This is a genomic window from Pseudomonas sp. AC070, assembly GCF_979258635.1.
In genome coordinates this window covers 1,163,300-1,184,650 of sequence record NZ_OZ409871.1, presented here as the reverse complement: position 1 = coordinate 1,184,650, position 21,351 = coordinate 1,163,300, and the positions used below count along the sequence as shown (strand labels likewise).

The 21,351-nt window shown below is 60.1% G+C and carries 17 protein-coding genes; all 17 read right to left on the bottom strand.

What is annotated here, in order from left to right; genetic code table 11:
* Nucleotides 1-28 precede the first annotated feature (28 nt).
* Nucleotides 29-1,318, bottom strand: coding sequence for a phosphopyruvate hydratase (eno, locus tag ACZZ0Q_RS05225; RefSeq protein ID WP_122494066.1), 1,290 nt, complete (start codon nt 1,316-1,318; stop codon nt 29-31).
* Nucleotides 1,319-1,463: 145 nt separating this feature from the next.
* Nucleotides 1,464-2,309 carry a 3-deoxy-8-phosphooctulonate synthase gene (gene kdsA / locus ACZZ0Q_RS05220; RefSeq protein WP_122452614.1) on the bottom strand — a complete coding sequence of 282 codons (846 nt, stop codon included), beginning with the start codon at nt 2,307-2,309 and terminating at the stop codon, nt 1,464-1,466.
* Entirely contained in the window at nt 2,306-3,937 is a 1,632-nt protein-coding gene (locus tag ACZZ0Q_RS05215) for a CTP synthase (protein WP_463539853.1), read from the bottom strand. Before ACZZ0Q_RS05215 ends, kdsA begins: the two co-directional genes overlap by 4 nt.
* A 185-nt stretch (nt 3,938-4,122) precedes the next feature.
* Nucleotides 4,123-5,436: a tRNA lysidine(34) synthetase TilS gene (gene tilS / locus ACZZ0Q_RS05210; protein ID WP_463539854.1), complete on the bottom strand. Its 1,314-nt coding sequence runs from the start codon at nt 5,434-5,436 to the stop codon at nt 4,123-4,125.
* Nucleotide 5,437: 1 nt separating this feature from the next.
* The gene (locus ACZZ0Q_RS05205) at nt 5,438-6,385 is read right to left on the bottom strand and encodes an acetyl-CoA carboxylase carboxyltransferase subunit alpha (RefSeq protein ID WP_463542232.1); all 948 of its coding nucleotides are present in this window, start codon (nt 6,383-6,385) and stop codon (nt 5,438-5,440) included.
* A 138-nt stretch (nt 6,386-6,523) separates the two neighbouring features.
* Complete coding sequence (dnaE, locus tag ACZZ0Q_RS05200) at nt 6,524-10,045, bottom strand: DNA polymerase III subunit alpha (protein WP_463539855.1); 3,522 nt, start codon at nt 10,043-10,045, stop codon at nt 6,524-6,526.
* A gap of 76 nt (nt 10,046-10,121) precedes the next feature.
* Nucleotides 10,122-10,736, bottom strand: coding sequence for a ribonuclease HII (gene rnhB / locus ACZZ0Q_RS05195; RefSeq protein WP_463539856.1), 615 nt, complete (start codon nt 10,734-10,736; stop codon nt 10,122-10,124).
* On the bottom strand, nt 10,736-11,869 hold the full coding sequence (gene lpxB, locus ACZZ0Q_RS05190; protein WP_463539857.1) for a lipid-A-disaccharide synthase: 1,134 nt from the start codon (nt 11,867-11,869) through the stop codon (nt 10,736-10,738). Before lpxB ends, rnhB begins: the two co-directional genes overlap by 1 nt.
* 2 nt (nt 11,870-11,871) lie before the next feature.
* Complete coding sequence (gene lpxA, locus ACZZ0Q_RS05185) at nt 11,872-12,648, bottom strand: acyl-ACP--UDP-N-acetylglucosamine O-acyltransferase (RefSeq protein WP_122452608.1); 777 nt, start codon at nt 12,646-12,648, stop codon at nt 11,872-11,874.
* Complete coding sequence (fabZ, locus tag ACZZ0Q_RS05180; RefSeq protein WP_122452607.1) at nt 12,645-13,088, bottom strand: 3-hydroxyacyl-ACP dehydratase FabZ; 444 nt, start codon at nt 13,086-13,088, stop codon at nt 12,645-12,647. The genes lpxA and fabZ overlap by 4 nt, the downstream gene beginning before the upstream one ends.
* A gap of 48 nt (nt 13,089-13,136) precedes the next feature.
* Nucleotides 13,137-14,195: a UDP-3-O-(3-hydroxymyristoyl)glucosamine N-acyltransferase gene (gene lpxD / locus ACZZ0Q_RS05175; RefSeq protein WP_463539858.1), complete on the bottom strand. Its 1,059-nt coding sequence runs from the start codon at nt 14,193-14,195 to the stop codon at nt 13,137-13,139.
* Between the two features lie 2 nt (nt 14,196-14,197).
* Entirely contained in the window at nt 14,198-14,701 is a 504-nt protein-coding gene (locus ACZZ0Q_RS05170) for an OmpH/Skp family outer membrane protein (RefSeq protein ID WP_122494075.1), read from the bottom strand.
* 36 nt (nt 14,702-14,737) lie between these two features.
* On the bottom strand, nt 14,738-17,119 hold the full coding sequence (gene bamA, locus ACZZ0Q_RS05165; protein ID WP_463539859.1) for an outer membrane protein assembly factor BamA: 2,382 nt from the start codon (nt 17,117-17,119) through the stop codon (nt 14,738-14,740).
* An 88-nt stretch (nt 17,120-17,207) separates the two neighbouring features.
* Entirely contained in the window at nt 17,208-18,566 is a 1,359-nt protein-coding gene (gene rseP, locus ACZZ0Q_RS05160; RefSeq protein WP_463539860.1) for a sigma E protease regulator RseP, read from the bottom strand.
* A gap of 15 nt (nt 18,567-18,581) precedes the next feature.
* Complete coding sequence (ispC, locus tag ACZZ0Q_RS05155; RefSeq protein ID WP_463560341.1) at nt 18,582-19,772, bottom strand: 1-deoxy-D-xylulose-5-phosphate reductoisomerase; 1,191 nt, start codon at nt 19,770-19,772, stop codon at nt 18,582-18,584.
* Nucleotides 19,769-20,584: a phosphatidate cytidylyltransferase gene (locus ACZZ0Q_RS05150; protein ID WP_463539861.1), complete on the bottom strand. Its 816-nt coding sequence runs from the start codon at nt 20,582-20,584 to the stop codon at nt 19,769-19,771. Before ACZZ0Q_RS05150 ends, ispC begins: the two co-directional genes overlap by 4 nt.
* Nucleotides 20,578-21,339 carry a polyprenyl diphosphate synthase gene (uppS, locus tag ACZZ0Q_RS05145; protein ID WP_122494751.1) on the bottom strand — a complete coding sequence of 254 codons (762 nt, stop codon included), beginning with the start codon at nt 21,337-21,339 and terminating at the stop codon, nt 20,578-20,580. Before uppS ends, ACZZ0Q_RS05150 begins: the two co-directional genes overlap by 7 nt.
* Between the last annotated feature and the right edge of the window lie 12 nt (nt 21,340-21,351).

The window sequence follows — 21,351 nt, the reverse complement described above, 5'->3', positions numbered from 1 at the left end:
TTTCGCTGCCCCTTTTACCACCGTCAGCTTAGCCGCGGAATTCGGAGCGACCACGGTACGGTGCTTTTGCACCCAACTGCTCTTCGATGCGTAGCAGTTGGTTGTACTTGGACACGCGGTCCGAGCGGCACAGCGAACCGGTTTTGATCTGGCCGGCAGCGGTGCCCACGGCCAGGTCGGCGATGGTGCTGTCTTCGGTTTCACCCGAACGGTGCGAGATCACGGCGGTGTAACCGGCAGCCTTGGCCATTTGAATGGCTTCCAGGGTTTCGGTCAGGGTGCCGATCTGGTTGAACTTGATCAGGATCGAGTTGGCGATCGACTTGTCGATGCCTTCTTTGAGGATCTTGGTGTTGGTGACGAACAGATCGTCGCCGACCAGTTGGACTTTGTCGCCGATCTTATCGGTCAGCACTTTCCAGCCGTCCCAGTCCGACTCGTCCATGCCGTCTTCGATGGAGATGATCGGGTAACGCTGGGTCAGGCCAGCCAGGTAGTCAGCGAAACCGGCGGCGTCGAACACTTTGCCTTCGCCGGCCAGGTCGTATTTGCCGCCTTCGAAGAACTCGCTCGAAGCACAGTCCAGGGCCAGGGTCACGTCAGTGCCCAGCTTGTAACCGGCATTGGCAACGGCTTCGGCGATGGCAGCCAGCGCGTCTTCGTTGGAGGCCAGGTTTGGTGCGAAACCGCCTTCGTCACCCACCGAAGTGCTCAGGCCGCGTGCTTTCAGGACGGCTTTGAGGTGGTGGAAAATTTCGGTGCCCATGCGCAGGCCATCGGCGAAGGTTTTCGCGCCAACGGGCTGAACCATGAATTCCTGGATGTCGACGTTGTTATCTGCGTGCTCGCCGCCGTTGATGATGTTCATCATCGGCACCGGCATGGAGTAAACGCCCGGAGTGCCGTTGAGGTTGGCGATGTGCGCGTACAGCGGCAGGTCCTGGTCTTGTGCGGCAGCTTTGGCAGCGGCCAGCGACACAGCGAGAATGGCGTTGGCGCCCAGGCTGGCTTTGTTTTCAGTGGCGTCGAGGGCGATCATCGCGTGGTCGAGGGCCTTCTGATCAACCGGGTCTTTGCCCAGCAGCAGGGAGCGGATCGGGCCGTTGATGTTGGCCACGGCTTTCAATACGCCTTTGCCCATGTAGCGGCTCTTGTCGCCGTCACGCAGTTCCAGCGCTTCGCGCGAACCGGTGGAAGCGCCCGACGGTGCGCACGCGCTGCCGACGATGCCGTTGTCGAGAATGACGTCCGCTTCGACGGTCGGGTTGCCACGGGAGTCGAGAACTTCACGACCTTTGATGTCGACGATCTTTGCCATTGTTGTTAACACTCCAAAATTTGACGAAAACGGCGCTGCAGAGAGGTTGATGCAGGCTGCCTGAAACCAAACCAGCCCGCTCGACGACTCTCTGACTCACGGGTCAGAGCTCGCCCGAGCGGCACTTTACCGAAGATTCCTGCGCTTAGGCAGTCTCAATCGGCGGGAAGCTCTTGACCAGATCATCCAGCGCTTTGAGCTGGGTGAGGAACGGCTCCAGCTTGTCCAGACGCAAGGCGCACGGACCGTCGCACTTGGCGTTGTCCGGGTCCGGGTGGGCTTCGAGGAACAAGCCCGCCAGGCCCTGACTCATGCCCGCTTTGGCGAGGTCGGTTACTTGCGCACGACGACCGCCTGCCGAATCGGAGCGTCCGCCCGGCATTTGCAGGGCGTGGGTCACGTCAAAAAACACCGGGTATTCGAACGACTTCATGATGCCGAAGCCGAGCATGTCTACCACGAGGTTGTTGTAGCCAAAACTGGAACCGCGTTCGCACAGGATCAACTGGTCATTCCCGGCTTCGACGCATTTGGCCAAGATATGTTTCATTTCTTGCGGAGCGAGGAACTGGGCTTTCTTGATGTTGATGATCGCGCCGGTCTTGGCCATGGCCACGACGAGGTCGGTTTGACGCGACAGGAAAGCGGGCAACTGAATGATGTCGCACACGGCAGCGACTGGCGCCGCTTGCTCAGGCTCGTGCACGTCGGTGATGACCGGCACGCCGAAGGTTTTCTTCACTTCCTCGAAAATCTTCATGCCCTCTTCCAGGCCTGGGCCACGGAAAGAGCTGACGGAAGAGCGGTTGGCTTTGTCGAAGCTGGCTTTGAATACATAAGGGATGCCGAGCTTTTCGGTAACCCGTACGTACTCTTCACAGGCCTTCATGGCCAGGTCGCGCGACTCTAGAACGTTGATGCCGCCGAACAGCACGAAGGGTTTGTCGTTGGCGATTTCGATGGCGCCAACTTTGACAACTTTCTGGGTCATGCCTTTCTCGCTTTCTGCGCCAGTGCGGCGTTAACGAAACCACTGAACAATGGGTGACCATCGCGCGGCGTGGAGGTGAACTCGGGGTGGAATTGGCAGGCCACAAACCACGGGTGATCCGGCGCCTCAACCACTTCCACCAGAGCGCCGTCAGCGGAGCGACCGGTGATTTTCAGGCCGGCGTCCTTCAGTTGCGGCAGCAGGTTGTTGTTCACTTCGTAGCGGTGACGGTGACGCTCGACAATGGTTTCTTTGGCGTAGCAATCGAATACTTTCGAGCCCGCTTCCAGGTGGCAGTCTTGCGCGCCGAGGCGCATGGTGCCGCCAAGGTCGGAGGCTTCGGTGCGAATTTCCACACCGCCGCCGGCGTCTTCCCACTCGGTGATCAAACCCACGACAGGATGGCCGCTGACCTTGTCGAATTCGGTGGAGTTGGCGTCGGTCCAGCCCAGCACGTTACGGGCGAACTCGATAACCGCCACTTGCATGCCGAGGCAGATGCCCAGGTACGGAATCTTGTTTTCACGGGCGTATTGCACGGTGGTGATCTTGCCTTCCACGCCGCGCAGACCGAAGCCGCCGGGCACCAGAATGGCGTCCACACCTTCCAGCAGGCCGGTGCCTTTTTGCTCGATGTCTTCAGAGTCGATGTAACGCAGATTGACCTTGGTGCGGTTCTGGATGCCGGCATGGCTCATCGCTTCGATCAGCGATTTGTAAGCGTCCAGCAGCTCCATGTACTTACCGACCATGGCGATGTTGACTTCTTTTTCCGGGTTGAGCTTGGCGTCGACTACGCGCTCCCACTCGGACAAATCGGCACCGCCGCATTCCAGGCCAAAACGCTCGACGACGAAATCGTCCAGGCCCTGGGCGTGCAACACGGAAGGAATTTTGTAGATGGTGTCGACGTCTTCCAGACCGATTACCGCGCGCTCTTCCACGTTGGTGAACAGGGCGATTTTGCGGCGCGAGGACACGTCGATCGGGTGGTCGGAACGGCAGATCAGCACGTCAGGTTGCAGGCCAATAGAGCGCAGTTCTTTAACCGAATGCTGGGTCGGCTTGGTTTTGGTTTCGCCTGCCGTGGCGATGTACGGCACCAGCGTCAGGTGCATCAGCATTGCGCGCTTGGCGCCCACTTCCACGCGCAGTTGGCGAATGGCTTCGAGGAACGGCTGGGACTCGATGTCGCCAACGGTACCGCCGATTTCCACCATGGCCACGTCGGCATCGCCGGCACCCTTGATGATGCGGCGTTTGATTTCGTCGGTAATGTGCGGAATAACCTGAATGGTCGCACCCAGGTAATCACCACGGCGCTCTTTGCGCAGCACGTCTTCGTAGACGCGGCCGGTGGTGAAGTTGTTGCCCTTGGTCATGGTGGTGCGGATGAACCGCTCGTAGTGGCCAAGGTCGAGGTCGGTCTCGGCACCGTCGTGAGTGACGAAAACTTCACCGTGCTGGAACGGGCTCATCGTGCCCGGATCGACGTTGATATAAGGGTCCAGTTTGAGCATCGTGACCTTCAGGCCCCGCGCCTCCAGGATAGCCGCCAATGAAGCCGAGGCGATGCCTTTCCCCAATGAAGAAACAACACCGCCCGTGACGAATATGTAGCGCGTCATGAAAAACCCTAGAAGTCTGCGTTTAGGCGGTTTGCGCCGCCGGGGAAAGCTGAATGAGGGCTGCTGCCCACCATTACCAGCAAAGCCTGTTGGCCGTGCCTTGAAAATTGATAGCCGTGCAGAGAACCAGAAGGTCTGCGCATTAGCTGTATGAGACGGGAGCGTAGTCTACCGGAACTACCCTTTCAGCTCAAACGTTGGTCATTCGTCGGTGGCTGCCAATGCAATCGCAAGCCAGCGTCAGCAGGGCCGCGGATTGCAGACAGGTTTGCCACCGCCAGAAGCTCGTCGCCGCGATACAACAGGGGCAATCGCTTGCGCACAAATGTCGGCATGGCGTGTTCGTTGAGCAGCCGTTTGAGGTCGCGATGGCCTCGGCCTGGCACATTCATCACTTCGCCGCCCTGGCGATAACAAACGCGCAACGGACCCTGCGGCGCCTCGCCCTCAATGTGCAGCTCGCCATTGCCGGGCAAGGCCAACGGCTGGCCCGGATGAGTCCACTCGGGTGCCAGCTCGGGTGCCGCGAGCCAACTGCCCGCGAGCCACCACAGCCGCCCGCCACTGCGATGCAACTCGCCATCGGCTAAACGCCACACCGGTCTCGCATCGCCCGCCGCGTCGCGCAGGCCGTTCCAACCCGCCCAATGCTCGCTGTCGGGCAGCAGCGTCAGCGGCGCCAGCCAATGGCGCAGCGCGTTGCGTTGGCGCTCGGGGGAAAGGCCGAGCAGCGGCTGCAGTTCAAGCGATGGCACGCTCAGCCACGGCAGCGGATTGGCGGTTCGCGCCGCAGCGAGATCGAGCGCAGCCAGGTCATCCAGCAGCCCCTGCGCCTCGCGTAAATGCGCAGCCGTGCGGGCCATGGTCTGCGCCGCTTGCGGCCAATGCACGGCGAGTTGCGGGAAGACTTGGTGACGCAAATGGTTGCGCGCAAAACCGGTATCGCTATTGCTGGGGTCTTCCACCCAGCTCAGACCATGCTCGAGCGCATACGCCAACAGCTCGGCACGCGAGCAATCCAGCAATGGCCGCACCACAACACCTGCCGCCAACGGCCGACTCGGCGGAATGCCCGCCAGTCCCCGCACCCCAGCGCCACGCAACAAGCGGAACAGCAGCGTTTCTGCCTGATCATCGCGATGCTGCGCCGTCAGCAATACCTCGCCCTGCCCCAACACCTGAGCGAACGCCTGATACCGAGCTTCCCGCGCCGCCCGTTCGACACTCGCGCCAGCGGCAACCTGCACATTCGCCACGCGTAATGGCACACCCAGCCCGTCGCACAATTGTTGGCAATGCGCCGGCCACGCGTCGGCCGAAGCCTGAAGGCCGTGATGGATATGAAGGGCGGAGAGAGGCGGCAGGCGCTCGGTTTTGCCGAGCGAAGCCAGAAGATGGAGTAACACGGTGGAATCAAGCCCACCGGACAAGGCCACATGCCAGGCCGGTGCGCTGCGCCAGGGTGCCAGACCCGCTAGCAACCTGGCGTGAAGCTTCACCTTAGACGCCGTAGCTCATCAGGCGCTCGTAACGGCGGGTCAGCAACCCATCGATATCGAACTTTTGCAGCGATTGCAGCTGCTCGCTCAGGGCCGCCCGGATCGATTCAGCAGCAACGGCCGGGGCCGCATGTGCGCCACCCAACGGCTCGTCGATCACTTTGTCGACGATGCCCAGGCCTCGCAGGCGCTCTGCCGTAATGCCCATGGCCTCGGCAGCGTCCGGCGCCTTCTCGGCGGTTTTCCACAGAATAGAGGCGCAGCCTTCTGGCGAAATCACCGCGTAGGTGGAGTACTGCAGCATGTTCAGCTGGTCGCACACGCCGATGGCCAATGCACCACCCGAACCACCTTCGCCAATAACGGTGGCGATGATCGGGGTTTTCAGCCGCGCCATCACGCGCAGGTTCCAGGCAATTGCTTCACTCTGGCCGCGCTCTTCCGCGTCGATACCTGGATAGGCGCCGGGCGTGTCGATAAAGGTCAGGATCGGCATTTTGAAACGCTCGGCCATCTCCATCAGACGGCAAGCTTTGCGATAGCCTTCAGGGCGTGGCATGCCGAAGTTGCGGCGAACCTTCTCACGCACTTCGCGGCCTTTCTGGTGACCGATGACCATGACGGGCTGATCGTTCAAACGGGCCACGCCGCCGACGATGGCAGGGTCGTCGGAGAAGTGACGGTCGCCGTGCAGTTCGTCGAACTCGGTGAAGATATGTTCGATGTAGTCGAGCGTGTAAGGCCGACGGGGATGGCGGGCCAGCTTGGCGATTTGCCAGCTGGTGAGGCTGCCGAAAATGCTGGCGGTCAGCGTGTTGCTCTTGTCTTGCAGACGGGCAATTTCATCGCTGATGTTCAGCGAGTTGTCGTTACCGACCAGGCGCAGCTCTTCGATCTTTGCTTGGAGATCGGCAATCGGCTGTTCGAAATCGAGAAAATTCGGGTTCATAGTCATCCGTCTTGCGCCTGGCCAGGGGCCGGCGGCTGAGTCCGTTGAGCGCCTTACCTTACGGGAACAGGCGCATTCAGGTCGAGAGTAAAAATGGCGCTCGGCGCCGCTCGCTTACTAGCGATCAAGTGGCACTTGCTAGCGATAGTGCAAAAAGACGTTGTCGCGCCCGAACTGGTCACGCAATGTTTGAATCAATCCATCAGCCGGGTCGATCCGCCAGCCTTCACCGAACTGCAGCAGCGCCTTGGCTTCGCTGCCGGTGTAGTCGAGCGTGATAGGGCAACCGCCACGGTGACGCTTACACAGCTCCGCCAACCAGCGTAGGCGATCACCTTTCAAGGCATCGCTTTTCACCCGTACGCGCAGGCTTTCGGCCAGGCCCGTACGCGCATCTTCCAGGCTCATCACGCGCTTGGCCCGCAGGCGCAGGCCGCCGGAAAAGTCGTCGTTGCTCACCTCGCCTTCCACCACCACCAACGCATCGGTTTGCAGCAAGGCTTGCGCCGAGTTGAAGGCCTCGGCAAACAGCGAGGCCTCGATGCGCCCCGAGCGATCGTCGAGGGTGATAAAGCCCATCTTGTCGCCCTTCTTGTTCTTCATCACCCGCAGGTTAACGATCAAGCCAGCAATGGTCTGACTGTCGCGGGCGGGTTTCAGATCAATAATTCGTTGGCGGGCGAAGCGGCGGATTTCACCTTCGTATTCGTCAATCGGGTGACCGGTCAGGTACAGGCCGAGGGTTTCTTTCTCGCCGCGCAGGCGTTCTTTCAGCGACAGCTCTTTGGCCTTCTTGTGCTTGGCATAGACGTCGGCATCGGTATCGGCGAACACGCCGCCAAACAGGTCGGCGTGGCCGCTGTCATGGCTGCGGGCAGTCTGCTCGGCGGCCTGAATGGCTTCTTCCATCGACGCCAACAGCACCGCGCGATTGCGGTCGATGTTGGCTTGGTAGGCTTTGATTTCGTCGTGGAAATACGGGCCCAGACGATCCAGCGCGCCGCTGCGAATGAGCGCATCAGTGGTGCGTTTGTTGATGCGCTTGAGGTCAACGCGGGCGCAGAAGTCGAACAGGTCTTTGAACGGACCGGCCTGGCGCGATTCAACAATCGCCTCCACCGGCCCCTCGCCCACGCCTTTAATGGCGCCTAGACCGTAGACGATGCGGCCATCGTCGTTCACGGTGAATTTAAATTCCGAGGTGTTCACATCCGGCGCATCGAGGCGCAGCTTCATGCTGCGGCACTCCTCGATCAACGTAACCACCTTATCGGTGTTGTGCATATCCGCCGACAGCACGGCCGCCATGAACGGCGACGGGTAATGCGCTTTCAGCCACGCCGTCTGGTACGAAACCAGGCCATAGGCGGCGGAGTGAGATTTGTTGAAGCCGTAACCGGCGAACTTTTCCACCAGGTCGAAAATGTTACCGGCCAGGTCCGCGTCGATATTGTTGTTCGCGCAACCCTCAATGAAACCGCCGCGCTGCTTGGCCATTTCCTCGGGCTTTTTCTTACCCATGGCGCGGCGCAGCATGTCCGCCTCGCCGAGGGTGTAGCCGGCCATTACCTGGGCGATCTGCATCACCTGTTCCTGGTACAGGATGATGCCGTAAGTCGGCGCCAATACCGGGCGCAAACCGTCGTACTGATAGTCAGGATGCGGATACGCCAACTCGGCGCGACCGTGCTTACGGTTGATAAAGTCATCCACCATGCCGGACTGCAACGGGCCCGGACGGAACAGGGCCACCAGTGCGATGAGGTCTTCCAGGCAGTCGGGCTTGAGCTTTTTGATCAGCTCTTTCATGCCGCGCGATTCAAGCTGGAACACGGCGGTGGTTTCCGCCTTTTGCAGCAAGGCGTACGTCGGCTTGTCGTCCAGCGGAATGAAGTCGATGTTCAGCGGTTCCAGGCCAGCCTTGGCCTGTTCGCGGTTAATGGTTTTCAGCGCCCAGTCGATGATGGTCAGGGTGCGCAGGCCGAGGAAGTCGAACTTCACCAGGCCGGCGGCTTCCACGTCGTCTTTGTCGAACTGGGTAACCAGACCACCGCCTTCGTCATCGCAATAAATCGCGGCGAAGTCAGTGAGTTTGGTCGGCGCGATAACCACACCACCGGCGTGCTTGCCGACGTTACGGGTGATGCCTTCAAGCTTCTTGGCCATCTCCCAGATTTCCGCCGCTTCCTCGTCAATCTTGAGGAAATCGCGCAGCGCTTCTTCTTGCTCGTAGGCTTTTTCCAAGGTCATGCCGACCTCGAACGGAATCATCTTCGACAAACGATCCGCCAGGCCGTACGACTTGCCCTGGACCCTCGCCACGTCTCGCACCACGGCCTTGGCGGCCATGGTACCGAAGGTGATGATCTGGCTAACCGCGTTGCGCCCGTAGGCCTGGGCCACGTATTCGATAACGCGGTCGCGGCCGTCCATGCAGAAGTCGATGTCGAAGTCGGGCATCGATACCCGCTCGGGGTTCAGGAAGCGTTCGAACAGCAGGTCGTACTGCAGCGGATCGAGGTCGGTAATTTTTTGCACATAGGCCACCAGCGAACCGGCACCTGACCCCCGTCCCGGGCCGACCGGGATGCCGTTGCGTTTGGCCCACTGGATAAAGTCCATCACGATCAGGAAGTAACCGGGGAAGCCCATCTGGATGATGATATCCAGCTCGAAATTCAGCCGATCGATGTAAACCTGACGTTTCTCTTCGTAGTTGGGCGTGGTTTCTTTCGGCCACAACACCGCCAGGCGCTCTTCCAGACCCTCGAACGAGATCTTGCGAAAGAACTCGTCCATCGTCATGCCATCGGGCACGGGGAAGTTCGGCAAGAAGCTCTTGCCCAGCAGAATTTCGATGTTGCAGCGCTTAGCGATTTCGACGGTGTTTTCCAGCGCCTCGGGAATGTCGCTGAACAGTTCCCACATTTCTTCCGGCGATTTCAGGTACTGCTGATCGCTGTAAGTGCGCGCACGACGAGGGTCGTCGAGGGCGCGGCCTTCACCGATGCAGACGCGGGTTTCGTGGGCTTCGAAGTCGCCCTGCTTGATGAAGCGCACGTCGTTGGTGGCCACCAGCATCGCGTCGCAGCGACCGGCGAGGTCGACGGCCAGGTGCAAATATTCTTCGTCATTAGTACGGCTGGTGCGTTGCAGCTCGAGGTAGAAGCGATCCGGGAACACCTCCTGCCATTCGCGCAGGCTGGCTTCGGCTTCCTGAAGATTGCCGGCGAGCAAACTGAGGCCTATCTCGCCCTCTTTCGCCCCGGACAAGGCGATCAGTCCTTCCGAGGCTTCTTTCACCCACTCGCGCTCGATGATCACTTCGCCATTGCGCTGGCCTTCGGTGAAGCCGCGCGAGATCAATTCGGTGAGGTTGCGGTAACCCTTGGCGTTCATCACCAGCAAGGTCATGCGGCTCAGCGGGCCGTCTTCGTCTTTGCTGGCGAGCATCAGGTCGGCGCCGCAAATCGGCTTGATGCCGGCGCCCATGGCGGCTTTGTAGAACTTCACCAGCGAGCACAGGTTGCGCTGGTCGGTCACCGCCACGGCCGGCATACCGGCGCTGGCGGCAGCCTTGACCAACGGCTTGACCCGTACCAGACCATCGACCAGGGAAAACTCGGTATGCAAACGCAGGTGAACAAAAGTGGCCGGCATGCTGATCCTATAAAGCGCAAAAACGACAAAGGCCCGGATTGTACCGGGCCTTGGCGCAAACATCAGCTTGCGGTTGTTAAACCTTGATCAGCGCAGCCGCTTCAACCAGCACACGCACAGGCGCGAACGAGCGCCGGTGAATCGGCGTGGGGCCTAAGCGCTGCAAGGCTTCAAGGTGCACCGGCGTGGGGTAGCCTTTGTGCGTGGCCATGCCGTAGCCGGGGTAGATCAGGTCGAGCGCCTGCATTTCCCGGTCGCGGCTGACCTTGGCCAGAATGGACGCGGCAGCGATGGCCGGCACCTGAGCGTCGCCCTGAATCACCGGGGCGCTGGGCACCTTCAGTTTCGGGCAACGGTTGCCGTCGATCAGCGCCAGACGCGGTGTCACGCTCAGGCCTTCGACGGCGCGCTGCATCGCCAACATGGTGGCGTGCAAAATATTCAGCTCGTCGATTTCTTCCACTTCAGCGCGGGCGATGCACCAGGCCAAGGCTTTTTCCTTGATCTCATCGAAGAGCAGTTCGCGCTTGGCTTCGGTGAGCTTCTTTGAATCGTTGAGCCCGAGAATCGGCCGCGTCGGGTCGAGGATCACCGCCGCCGTCACCACCGCGCCGCACAGCGGCCCGCGACCGACTTCATCGACACCGGCCACCAGTTCTTCTACCAAGGTGAAATCCAGGCCCATCTGCATCAGCGCACCCCCGCCAATTCCAGCACCGCTTTGGCAGCCTCGGTGGAGGCGTCGCGGCGCAAGGTGCGGTGAATCTGATCGAAGCCTTCGGTTTGCGCTTCGCCGCCGCTCAACAGTGGCGCCAGGGTATTGGCCAAGGCGTCTGGAGTGGCGTCGTCTTGCAGCAATTCGGGCACGAGTAGACGCCCGGCCAAGAGGTTGGGCAGCGACACGTACGGGCTTTTCAGCATGCGCTTGAGGATGCGGTAGGTCATCGGCGCCACGCGGTACGCCACCACCATCGGCCGCTTGTACAGCAGCGCTTCCAGGGTCGCGGTGCCAGAGGCAATCAGCACCGCATCGCAGGCCGCCAAGGCGGTGTGGGACTGGCCGTCGAGCAGGGTCACGGGAATATCGTGGCCGGCCAGTTGCGCTTCGATTTGCGTGCGTCGTTCAGGACTGGCGCACGGCAACACAAAGCGCACGCCGGGGCGCAGGGCGCGCAACCGCACAGCCGCATCGAGGAACAGGCCGCCAAGGCGCGACACTTCCCCACCGCGACTGCCCGGCATCAGCGCCACGACCGGCGCGTCATCTGGAAGATTCAACTCAGCGCGCGCACCGGCTCGGTCGGCTTCCAACGGAATGGCATCGGCCAAGGTGTGGCCGACGAAGCGGACCGGCACTTGGTGCTCGTCGTAAAACTTCGCCTCGAATGGGAACAGCGTCAGCATCAGGTCGCAAGCTTCGCGAATTTTTAGCACGCGCTTTTGCCGCCATGCCCACACAGACGGGCTGACGTAATGCACGGTCTTGATGCCGGCACGGCGCAGTTTGAGTTCGAGGTCGAGGTTGAAATCCGGCGCGTCGATGCCGATGAACACATCGGGTTTAGCTGCAATAAAGGTTTGCACCAGACGTTTACGCCGCGACAGCAATTCCGGCAGGCGACCCAGCACTTCCACCAGGCCCATGACCGACAAACGTTCCATCGGGAAATACGAGCTCAGGCCCTGGGCCTGCATGCGCGGACCGCCAACACCGATGAACTCGACTTGTGGATGTTGCGCCTTGAGGGCCTGCATCAGGCCAGCACCGAGAATATCGCCCGAAGCCTCACCGGCAACGATGGCGATGCGCACAGAACCCGCCATGATCAGCGAGTGATGCCGCGAGAGGAGGCTTTGATGGAGTCGACAAACACGGCGACTTCCGGGTGCTGGGCAGCCGAATCGGCGAGGTCGGCGAGCGCCTTGTCGACCGTCAGCCCCTGGCGATACACCACTTTATAAGCGCGGCGCAGGGCCTGAATCGCTTCTTCGCTGAAGCCACGACGGCGCATGCCTTCAAAGTTCATGCTGCGCGCTTCAGCCGGGTTGCCGAATACGGTGACGTAGGCCGGCACATCTTTGCCAATCGCCGTGCCCATGCCGGAAAAGCTGTGGGCGCCGATATGGCAGAACTGATGAACCAGGGTAAAGCCAGACAGAATCGCCCAGTCGTCCACATGCACATGACCGGCCAGTGCGGTGTTATTGACCAGAATGCAGTGGTTGCCGATGACGCTGTCGTGGCCGACGTGGGCATAGGCCATGATCAGGTTGTGGTCGCCAATGGTGGTTTCAGCGCGGTCCTGAATGGTGCCACGGTGAATGGTCACGCCTTCGCGGATCACGTTGTGATCGCCAATCACCAGGCGCGTGTCTTCACCTTTGTACTTGAGGTCCGGCGTGTCTTCGCCCACGGACGAAAACTGGTAAATGCGGTTGTGCTTACCAATACGCGTCGGCCCTTTGAGAATCACGTGGGGCCCGATCACCGTGCCCGCACCGATCTCCACACCAGGACCCACAATCGACCAAGGACCGACTTCGACGTCGTCGGCCAGTATGGCTGTCGAATCGATGATCGCTCGAGGGTCAATCAAACTCATAGTTTGCGTTCCGCACAGATGATTTCTGCCGAGCAGACTTCTTTGCCATCAACGCTGGCACGGCATTCAAATTTCCAGATGCTGCGCTTGCTGCTGATGAAACGGGCTTCAAGAATCAGCTGGTCGCCCGGGGTCACGGGCTGACGAAAACGCAGCTTATCGGAGCCTACGAAGTAGTAAAGCGTGCCATCGGCAGGTTTCACATCGAGCATTTTGAAACCAAGGATGCCGGCGGCTTGGGCCATGGCTTCAATGATCAGCACGCCCGGCATGATCGGGTGCTCAGGGAAGTGGCCGTTGAAGAAAGGCTCGTTGATGCTGACATTCTTGTAGGCGCGAATGGTCTTGGTGTCTGCCACATCCAAGTCGACCACACGGTCTACCAGCAGGAACGGGTAGCGGTGCGGCAAGTATTCGCGGATCTGGTTAATGTCCATCATGTTCGGAAAAGCCTGTAAGAGAGGAAGGGGACTGACGAATGCTGTCAGTCACGCATCAGATGAAGCATCGTCGGCCGGGGTCACGGCGGCCAGACGCTTTTCTAGCTGCTGCAGGCGACGGGCCATGTCATCCAGGTTGCGGAAACGGGCAGCGCTTTTGCGCCAGTCCGCAGCCGTTTGCATGGCGGTGCCGGAAGAATACGAACCGGGTTCGGTAATGGAACGGGTAACCATGGTCATACCGGTGACGAACACGCCATCACAAATTTCGATATGCCCGACCAACCCAACGCCGCCGGCAAGCATACAGTGCTTACCGATTTTGGTGCTGCCGGAAATGCCCACGCAGGCCGCCATGGCGGTGTGGTCACCGACCTGAACGTTGTGGGCGATCATGATCTGGTTATCCAGCTTCACGCCGTTACCAATAATGGTGTCGGCCAGCGCGCCGCGGTCGATGGTGGTGTTGGAGCCAACTTCCACATCGTCGCCCAGCGTGACGCCGCCAATTTGCGCGATTTTCTGCCACACGCCTTTCTCATTGGCGAAGCCAAAGCCTTCGCCGCCGATAACAGCGCCCGACTGAATGACCACGCGCTTACCAATGTGCACGTCGTGATACAGCGTCACTCGGGGAGCAAGCCAACCGCCCTCGCCGATCACCGTGCGCGCACCGATAAAGCACTGAGCGCCAACGGTAACGCCGGCCCCAATCTGCGCGCCGCTCTCGATTACCGCGTAGGCACCCACGCTGGCGCTCGGGTCGATTACCGCATCGTCAGCCACTACCGCTGTGGCATGCACACCGGCAGCCGCGCGCGGCTTACGATCAAACAGATGGGAGAGTTCGGCATACGCCAGGTACGGGTTGGCTACGATCAGCGCCGCGCCAGCAAACCCTTCGGCATCGGCAGCCGTCAGCAGCACCGCGCCGGCTTTGGTGTCGGCGAGGTATTTGCGGTATTGGGGGTTGGCGAGAAAACTCAGCTGGTCCGGGCCTGCCTCATGCAAGGTAGCCAGGCCGGTGATGCGAGTGTCCTCGGCGCCACGCAACGTAGCGCCGAGGCGCTCGGCCAGTTGGCCGAGGGAGAAAACCAAAGCTGTCATGATTAACGCGACTGGTTCATGCGCTCGATGACTTGGCGGGTGATGTCGTACTGAGGTTTGACATCGATCACCGCACCGCGCTCCAGCACCAGATCAAAGGCGCCATTTTTAATGACGTCTTCAACAGCCTTATCCAGAGTTGGCTTCAGCTTTTTCAGCATTTCACGGTCAGCAGCGGCTTTGGCTTCGTTCAGCTCTTTGGACTGGAACTGGAAGTCGCGGGCCTTTTGCTTGAATTCAAGCTCCAGACGCTCGCGCTCGCCTTGCTGCATTTTCTCGCCTTCTTTAACCAGACGATCCTGAATGCTTTTGGCGCTGGTTTCCAAAGACTTGAGCTTGGTCAGCTGCGGGCCGAACTTCTTCTCGGCATCAACGGCGTACTTCTTCGCCGCGTCCGATTCCAGCAGCGCCTGCTGATAGTTCAGCACCGCAATTTTCATGTCGGCGAAAGCCGGACCTGCCAGAACGGCAGCACTTAACAACACCAACTGAATCAACTTGCGCACGATGTACTCCTGCAAAACTGTTGTGTGATCAGGTAATTAGAAAGTCTGACCGAGAGAGAACTGGAACACTTGTGTATCTGCATCGTCCGGCTTCTTGATTGGCATGGCCAAGCTGAAGCTGAGCGGACCCAGCGCAGTAATCCAGGTCACGCCAACACCCACGGAGCTGGCCAGACTGCTCAGGTCGAGATCGCAACCGCTGTCACCACGATTTTTCTGCGTGGAGCTGCAGTTGGTGTCGAACACATTACCCACATCCCAGAACAACGAGGTACGCAGGGAACGCTGGTCTTTCACGAAAGGAAGCGGGAACAGGTATTCCGCGCCACCCTGGATCAACACGTTACCGCCGAATGGCAGCGGATCTTGGTCCGGGTCGGTGTAGCGACCGTATTTGTCGCGACCGCCGCCAGCCACGAAGCTCGGCGTACTGCGCGGGCCGAGACTGCTGTCTTCGAAACCGCGAACCGAGTTGAAACCACCGGCGTAGTAGTTCTCGTAGAACGGCAGGCCGGAGGTGGAGCCGTAGCCGTCGCCATAACCGAGTTCGGTATGGAAACGCATGGTGGTGTTGGTGGTCAGCGGCGCGAAGATCTGTGCGCGGTAGTCCAACTTGAAGAAGGACAAGTCGCTGCCTGGAATGGTGCTTTCCAGAACCAGGCTTTGCGAGTGACCACGGTTGGCCAAGACGCCACGGTTCAGGGTGGACTCGGACCAGCCGACGGAGCCTTTGAAGTTGAGGAAACTGTCCCCTTCCTGCTCGAGGAAGTTGATGATTTCGTCAACGGTGTAGTCGCCGGTTTTGATCTCGTCTTCCTGCACAGTCAAACCAAAGGTCAGACGCGAGGTTTCGCTGATCGGGTAACCGATGCTTACGCCGCCGCCGTAACTGTCTACCGCATAGCTGGATACATCGGTATCGAGCTCGTCGTAGTCAGTAGTGCGATAGAAGGCGTTGTAACCCAGGCTCACGCCGTCGACGGTCCAGTAGGGGTCCACGAAGCCGAAGTTGTAGCGGGTTTGGTATTCGCTACGGGTCAGACCGATGCTGACCTTGTTGCCGGTGCCGAGGAAGTTGTTCTGGCTGATCGAACCACCGAGGATCAAACCGGCGTTCTGAGCGAAACCAACGCTGGCGGTAATCGAGCCGGACGCTTGTTCTTCCACGCTGTAGTTCACGTCAACCTGGTCGTCAGTACCCGGCACTTGCGGGGTTTCGACGTTTACTTCTTTAAAGAAGCCCAGACGCTCCAGACGGGTTTTCGACTGGTCGATCAGGTAGGTCGACGCCCAGCCACCTTCCATCTGACGCATTTCACGGCGCAGCACTTCGTCTTCGGACTTGGTGTTGCCGCGGAAGTTGATGCGGTTTACGTAAGCGCGCTTGCCAGGGTTAACGGCAAAGGTGATCGATACGGTGTGGTCGTCATCGTGAGCTTCGGGTACGCCGTTGACGTTGGCGAAGGTGTAACCCTCGTTACCCAGGCGGCGGGTGATCAGCTCGGAGGTGGTGGTCATCAGCTTGCGCGAGAACACCTGACCTTTCTTCACCAGCAACAGCGCTTTGACTTCGTCCTCAGGCACTTTGAGGTCACCGCTGAGCTTCACTTCACGAACGCTGTACTTCTGGCCTTCATCAACGTTGACGGTGATGTAGACGTGCTTCTTGTCCGGGGTGATGGATACCTGGGTGGAGGAGATATCCATATTGATGTAGCCGCGGTCCAGGTAGTAGGAACGCAGACGCTCCAAGTCACCGGAGAGTTTTTCACGGGCGTACTTGTCGTCGTTCTTGAAGAACGACAGCCAGTTGGTGGTTTTCAGTTCGAACAGATCAACCAGGTCTTCATCCGGGAATACGGTATTGCCCACCACGTTGATGTGCTGGATGGCCGCCACGGTGCCTTCGTTGATGTTGATCTTCAGCGCGACGCGGTTGCGCGGCTGGGGAATAACTTCCGCTTCAATCTCGGCCGAGTAGCGGCCCTGAGCCACGTACTGACGCTGCAGTTCGTTACGCACGCCTTCGAGGGTGGCGCGCTGGAAGATTTCGCCTTCGGACAGACCGGACTGGTTCAGGCCTTTAAGCAGGTCTTCACTGGTGATGGCCTTGTTACCTTCGATTTCGATGCTGGAAATCGACGGGCGCTCAACCACGGTGATGACCAGCACATTGCCGTCACGACCCAGTTGAATGTCTTGGAAGAAACCGGTTTTAAACAGCGAGCGGGTTGCTTCGACCAGTTGGCGGTCGTCAGCGGTTTCACCTACGTTTAGGGGCAAGGCGCCGAACACGCTGCCGGCGGAAACCCGCTGCAGGCCGTTGACGCGGATATCGGAGATGGTGAAGGACTCGGCGTGAACTTCGGCGATCATCAGTGCGAAGAGCACCACAGGTAGCAGCAGCAGACGTTTCATGAAGTCCTTTCTTATTCCAACTGACGATAAAAAATCTGCCGCAATTGCGGCACTTTTTGTAATTCGGTGAACGGTGTTTCGCTGAAACTTAGAACCGGCTCAAGTCGTTAACGAGCGCCAGCAGCATCACGCCAACCACCAGACTGATGCCGATCTGCATCCCCCACCCCTGCACTCGCTCTGACACTGGACGACCACGCACCCATTCAATCAGATAGAAAAGCAGGTGCCCCCCATCAAGCACGGGAATCGGCAACAGATTGAGAACCCCCAGACTAATGCTCAGGTAAGCCAGGAAATTCAGAAAATCCCCTAGGCCGGACTGGGCCGAAGCGCCCGCCACTTTAGCAATGGTTATCGGCCCGCTCAAGTTTTTTACCGAGAGCTGGCCAAAGAGCATTTTCTTCAGCGAATCAAGGGTCAAGAGGCTCATCGTCCAGGTGCGATTAAGCGCCTGGGACACAGATTCCAGTGGACCAAAGCTGACTTCGCGCAGCATATCGGCCGGCCATTCACCGCCCTGCACACCTGCACCGAGATAGCCCGACTGGGCCTTGTCGTTGCCTTTGGACGCCAGTGTAACGGGCACTTCCAGCGATTGGCCGTCGCGCTGAATAGCCAGCACAACGCGCTGACCGGCACGCGGACGAACACCGTCGACCAATTGCTGCCAGTCGCTCAACGCCGCGCCATCAAGGCTCAGGAGCCGGTCACCGACTTTCAGGCCGGCAGCTTGCGCCGGGCCATCGGGATCAAGGGTGGCCAATACCGGCTCAAGCACGGGGCGCCATGGGCGAATGCCCAGAGATGAAATCGGGTCCGGCTCATCCGCGCCTTTTAGCCAGTCTTGCAACTGAACCTGATAAGCCGTCTCGGTGGTCGAACCCGGCTCACGCACCTGAACGGAAATCTGCCCGGTCTCGCCCAATCGGCGAACCAATTGCAGACCAATCGCACTCCAGCCGCTGGTGCGTTCGCCATCAACCGCCAGAATTTCCTGACCGCTTTTCAGACCCGCCTGAGCCGCCAGGCTCTGCGGCTCGACGGCACCGATCACGGGGCGAACCTGCTGGCTGCCCATCATGGCCAGAATCCAGAAGAAGAAGATGGCCAGCAGGAAGTTGGCGATCGGCCCGGCAGAAACAATGGCGATGCGCTGCAACACTGGCTTGCGATTGAAAGTGAAGGGAAGATCTTCAGGCGCGATGACCGCGTCGGTCTCGCGCTCATCGAGCATTTTCACGTAGCCGCCCAGCGGGATGGCAGCCACAACGAATTCGGTGCCGTGACGGTCATGCCAGCGCACCAGCGGCGTGCCGAAACCTACGGAGAAACGCAGCACCTTCACACCACAGCGGCGAGCGACCCAGAAATGGCCGAACTCGTGGAAGGTGACCAGCACGCCCAGGGCGACCAGCAGGCCGCAAACCATATACAGCATGTTCATTTACATCCTCCGGGTTTAGCGCCCGTGGTGACTCAACCAATGCTCTGCCTGTACGCGCGCGCTGGCGTCGGCCGCCAGTACGGCATCGAGACTGTCTACCGGCACCGCCGGCTGAGCATTCAAGACCGCGTCAATCATACTCGCGATCTCTGGGAAACAAATGCGCCGTTCAAGGAACGCCGCCACCGCCACTTCGTTTGCCGCGTTCAATACAGCGGGCGCCGTTCCGCCGGCTTCGGCAGCCTGGCGCGCCAGGCGCAAACAAGGGAAGCGCTGCTCGTCGGGCGGCAGGAAATCCAGACGGGCGATGGCGAACAGATCCAACGGCAACACGCCGGAGTCGATCCGTTCAGGCCAGGCCAAGGCGTGGCTGATGGGTGTGCGCATATCCGGGTTGCCCAACTGCGCCAACACCGAGCCATCGACATAATCGACCAGCGAGTGAATAACGCTTTGCGGGTGGATCACCACCTCGACCTTCGAGGGCGGTGCGTCGAACAGCCAGCACGCTTCAATCAGCTCGAGGCCTTTGTTCATCATGCTGGCGGAGTCGACGGAAATTTTCCGGCCCATGGACCAGTTCGGGTGGGCGCAGGCTTGCTCAGGGGTCACGTGCTGAAGATCACCCAACGGCGTCTGACGGAACGGACCACCCGAAGCGGTCAATAGAATTCGGCGCACGCCTACGTTATTGAGACCGCGCGCGTAATCAGTGGGCAGGCATTGGAAGATCGCGTTGTGCTCGCTGTCGATCGGGAGCAACACGGCGCCGCTTTTGCGCACCGCTTGCATAAACAGCGCACCGGACATTACCAACGCTTCTTTATTGGCGAGCAATACCTTCTTGCCCGCCTCGACTGCCGCCAGGGTAGGCTTCAGGCCCGCCGCACCGACGATAGCCGCCATGACTGCGTCAACCTCAGGGTGCGCCGCCACTTCGCAAAGCCCGCCCTCCCCTTCCAGCACCTGGGTCGCCAGCCCCGCAGCCTGCAGCGCCGAGCGCAAGCCGTTGGCGGCGACTGGATCGGCGACCACGGCGTAGCGCGGGCGATGGAGCAGGCACAACGCTTCAAGCTCAGCCAGACGGGAGAAACCGCTCAGGGCAAACACTTGATAACGCTGCGGGTGACGAGCAATGACGTCGAGCGTGCTCAGGCCGATGGAGCCGGTGGCTCCCAGCACGGTGATCTGCTGCGGTTGAGTCACAGCGAACCCCAGCCAGTGCCCCAGAGCAATACGGCAAACATCGGGATGGCGGCGGTCAGGCTGTCGATGCGGTCGAGCACACCGCCATGGCCGGGCAGCAAGTTGCTGCTGTCTTTAAGACCGGCCTGGCGTTTGAACATGCTTTCGGTGAGATCGCCCACCACCGACACCATCACCACCAACGCCACACCGGCCAAGCCCAGAGCGAACTCACCGGCGCTCCAGCCGCGGTAAACGCCCACGCCGACAGCGATCAGCAGACAGGTCAGCAAGCCGCCGAATACGCCTTCCCAGCTTTTGCCGGGGCTGACTTTGGGCGCCAGCTTGCGTTTGCCAAAGGCGCGACCGGAAAAATACGCACCAATGTCAGCGCCCCACACCAGCACCATCACCGCAAAGATCAACCAGTTGGCCAACGGCCATTGCTTGATCAGCACCAGACCTTGCCAGGCCGGCAGCAGAATCAACAAGCCAATCACCAGCTTGATGGGCGTAGACGTCCAGTGGCGGCTGCTTTCCGGGAAGTTGATAACCAGAAACGTCGCCGCCACCCACCAGACAATGCCCAGCAACAGCAACAGCGGCGACAGAGCAGGAACGTGATAAAGCCCGAACAGCAACACCGCCACAACCGCCGCGTAACCCACACGGGCGGCCTGCGCATTGAAGCCAGCCAGACGCGCCCATTCCCAGGCACCGAGCGTAACCACCGCACCGATGAACAACGCGAACGCCGCGCCACTCAGCAAGAAAAACCCACCCAGAGCGATGGGCGCCAAGATCAGGGCGGTGATGATGCGTTGCTTCAACATTGTGCGCGAGCCTCAGCTGCCACCTGCTCGCTGGTTTTACCAAAGCGACGCTGGCGGGTAGCGTAATCGGCCAGCGCTTTGCGCATGGCGTCGTGTTTGAAGTCCGGCCAGAACAGGTCGGAGAAATACAACTCGGAATAGGCAAGTTGCCAGAGCAAGAAGTTGCTGATGCGGTGCTCCCCCCCGGTGCGAATGCACAGGTCGGGCAGCGGCTGATCGCCGGTAGCCAGCAAACCCTGTAGCAGACGCGGGGTGATGTCTTCGGGACGAAGATGGCCAGCCTGCACCTGATGCGCCAGTTGCTGAGCGGCCTGAGCGATGTCCCACTGGCCGCCATAGTTGGCCGCGACTTGCAGAACAAACCGATCATTGCCGGCAGTCAACGCCTCTGCTTCGCGCATCGCGCTTTGCAGTTCAGGATGGAAGCGCGAGCGGTCGCCGATGATGCGCAAACTGATGCCGTTGGCATTCAGCCGTCTGGCCTCGCGGCGCAAGGCCGATAGAAACAACTCCATCAAAGCGCCCACTTCGTCCGCCGGCCGATCCCAGTTCTCACTGGAAAAGGCAAACAGGGTGAGCACTTCAACGCCTTCTTCGGCGCACACTTCGATGACTGCACGCACCGCATCGACGCCAGCCTTGTGCCCGGCAACGCCAGGTAACAGGCGCTTCTTGGCCCAGCGGTTATTGCCATCCATGATGATCGCCACATGTCGTGGCACGCCCGGCGAGCCGGCCTTTACGGTCTTTTCCATGACGAAACCGAC

Coding starts and splice junctions, on each gene's coding strand:
- bamA (WP_463539859.1), bottom strand. CDS start 17,119: ATGAAACGTCTGCTGCTGCTACCTGTGGTGCTCTTCGCACTGATGATC.
- uppS (WP_122494751.1), bottom strand. CDS start 21,339: ATGGAAAAGACCGTAAAGGCCGGCTCGCCGGGCGTGCCACGACATGTG.
- ACZZ0Q_RS05215 (WP_463539853.1), bottom strand. CDS start 3,937: ATGACGCGCTACATATTCGTCACGGGCGGTGTTGTTTCTTCATTGGGG.
- dnaE (WP_463539855.1), bottom strand. CDS start 10,045: ATGCCGGCCACTTTTGTTCACCTGCGTTTGCATACCGAGTTTTCCCTG.
- fabZ (WP_122452607.1), bottom strand. CDS start 13,088: ATGATGGACATTAACCAGATCCGCGAATACTTGCCGCACCGCTACCCG.
- lpxB (WP_463539857.1), bottom strand. CDS start 11,869: ATGGCGGGTTCTGTGCGCATCGCCATCGTTGCCGGTGAGGCTTCGGGC.
- ACZZ0Q_RS05150 (WP_463539861.1), bottom strand. CDS start 20,584: ATGTTGAAGCAACGCATCATCACCGCCCTGATCTTGGCGCCCATCGCT.
- kdsA (WP_122452614.1), bottom strand. CDS start 2,309: ATGACCCAGAAAGTTGTCAAAGTTGGCGCCATCGAAATCGCCAACGAC.
- rnhB (WP_463539856.1), bottom strand. CDS start 10,736: ATGCAGATGGGCCTGGATTTCACCTTGGTAGAAGAACTGGTGGCCGGT.
- lpxA (WP_122452608.1), bottom strand. CDS start 12,648: ATGAGTTTGATTGACCCTCGAGCGATCATCGATTCGACAGCCATACTG.
- ACZZ0Q_RS05205 (WP_463542232.1), bottom strand. CDS start 6,385: ATGAACCCGAATTTTCTCGATTTCGAACAGCCGATTGCCGATCTCCAA.
- eno (WP_122494066.1), bottom strand. CDS start 1,318: ATGGCAAAGATCGTCGACATCAAAGGTCGTGAAGTTCTCGACTCCCGT.
- rseP (WP_463539860.1), bottom strand. CDS start 18,566: ATGAACATGCTGTATATGGTTTGCGGCCTGCTGGTCGCCCTGGGCGTG.
- lpxD (WP_463539858.1), bottom strand. CDS start 14,195: ATGACAGCTTTGGTTTTCTCCCTCGGCCAACTGGCCGAGCGCCTCGGC.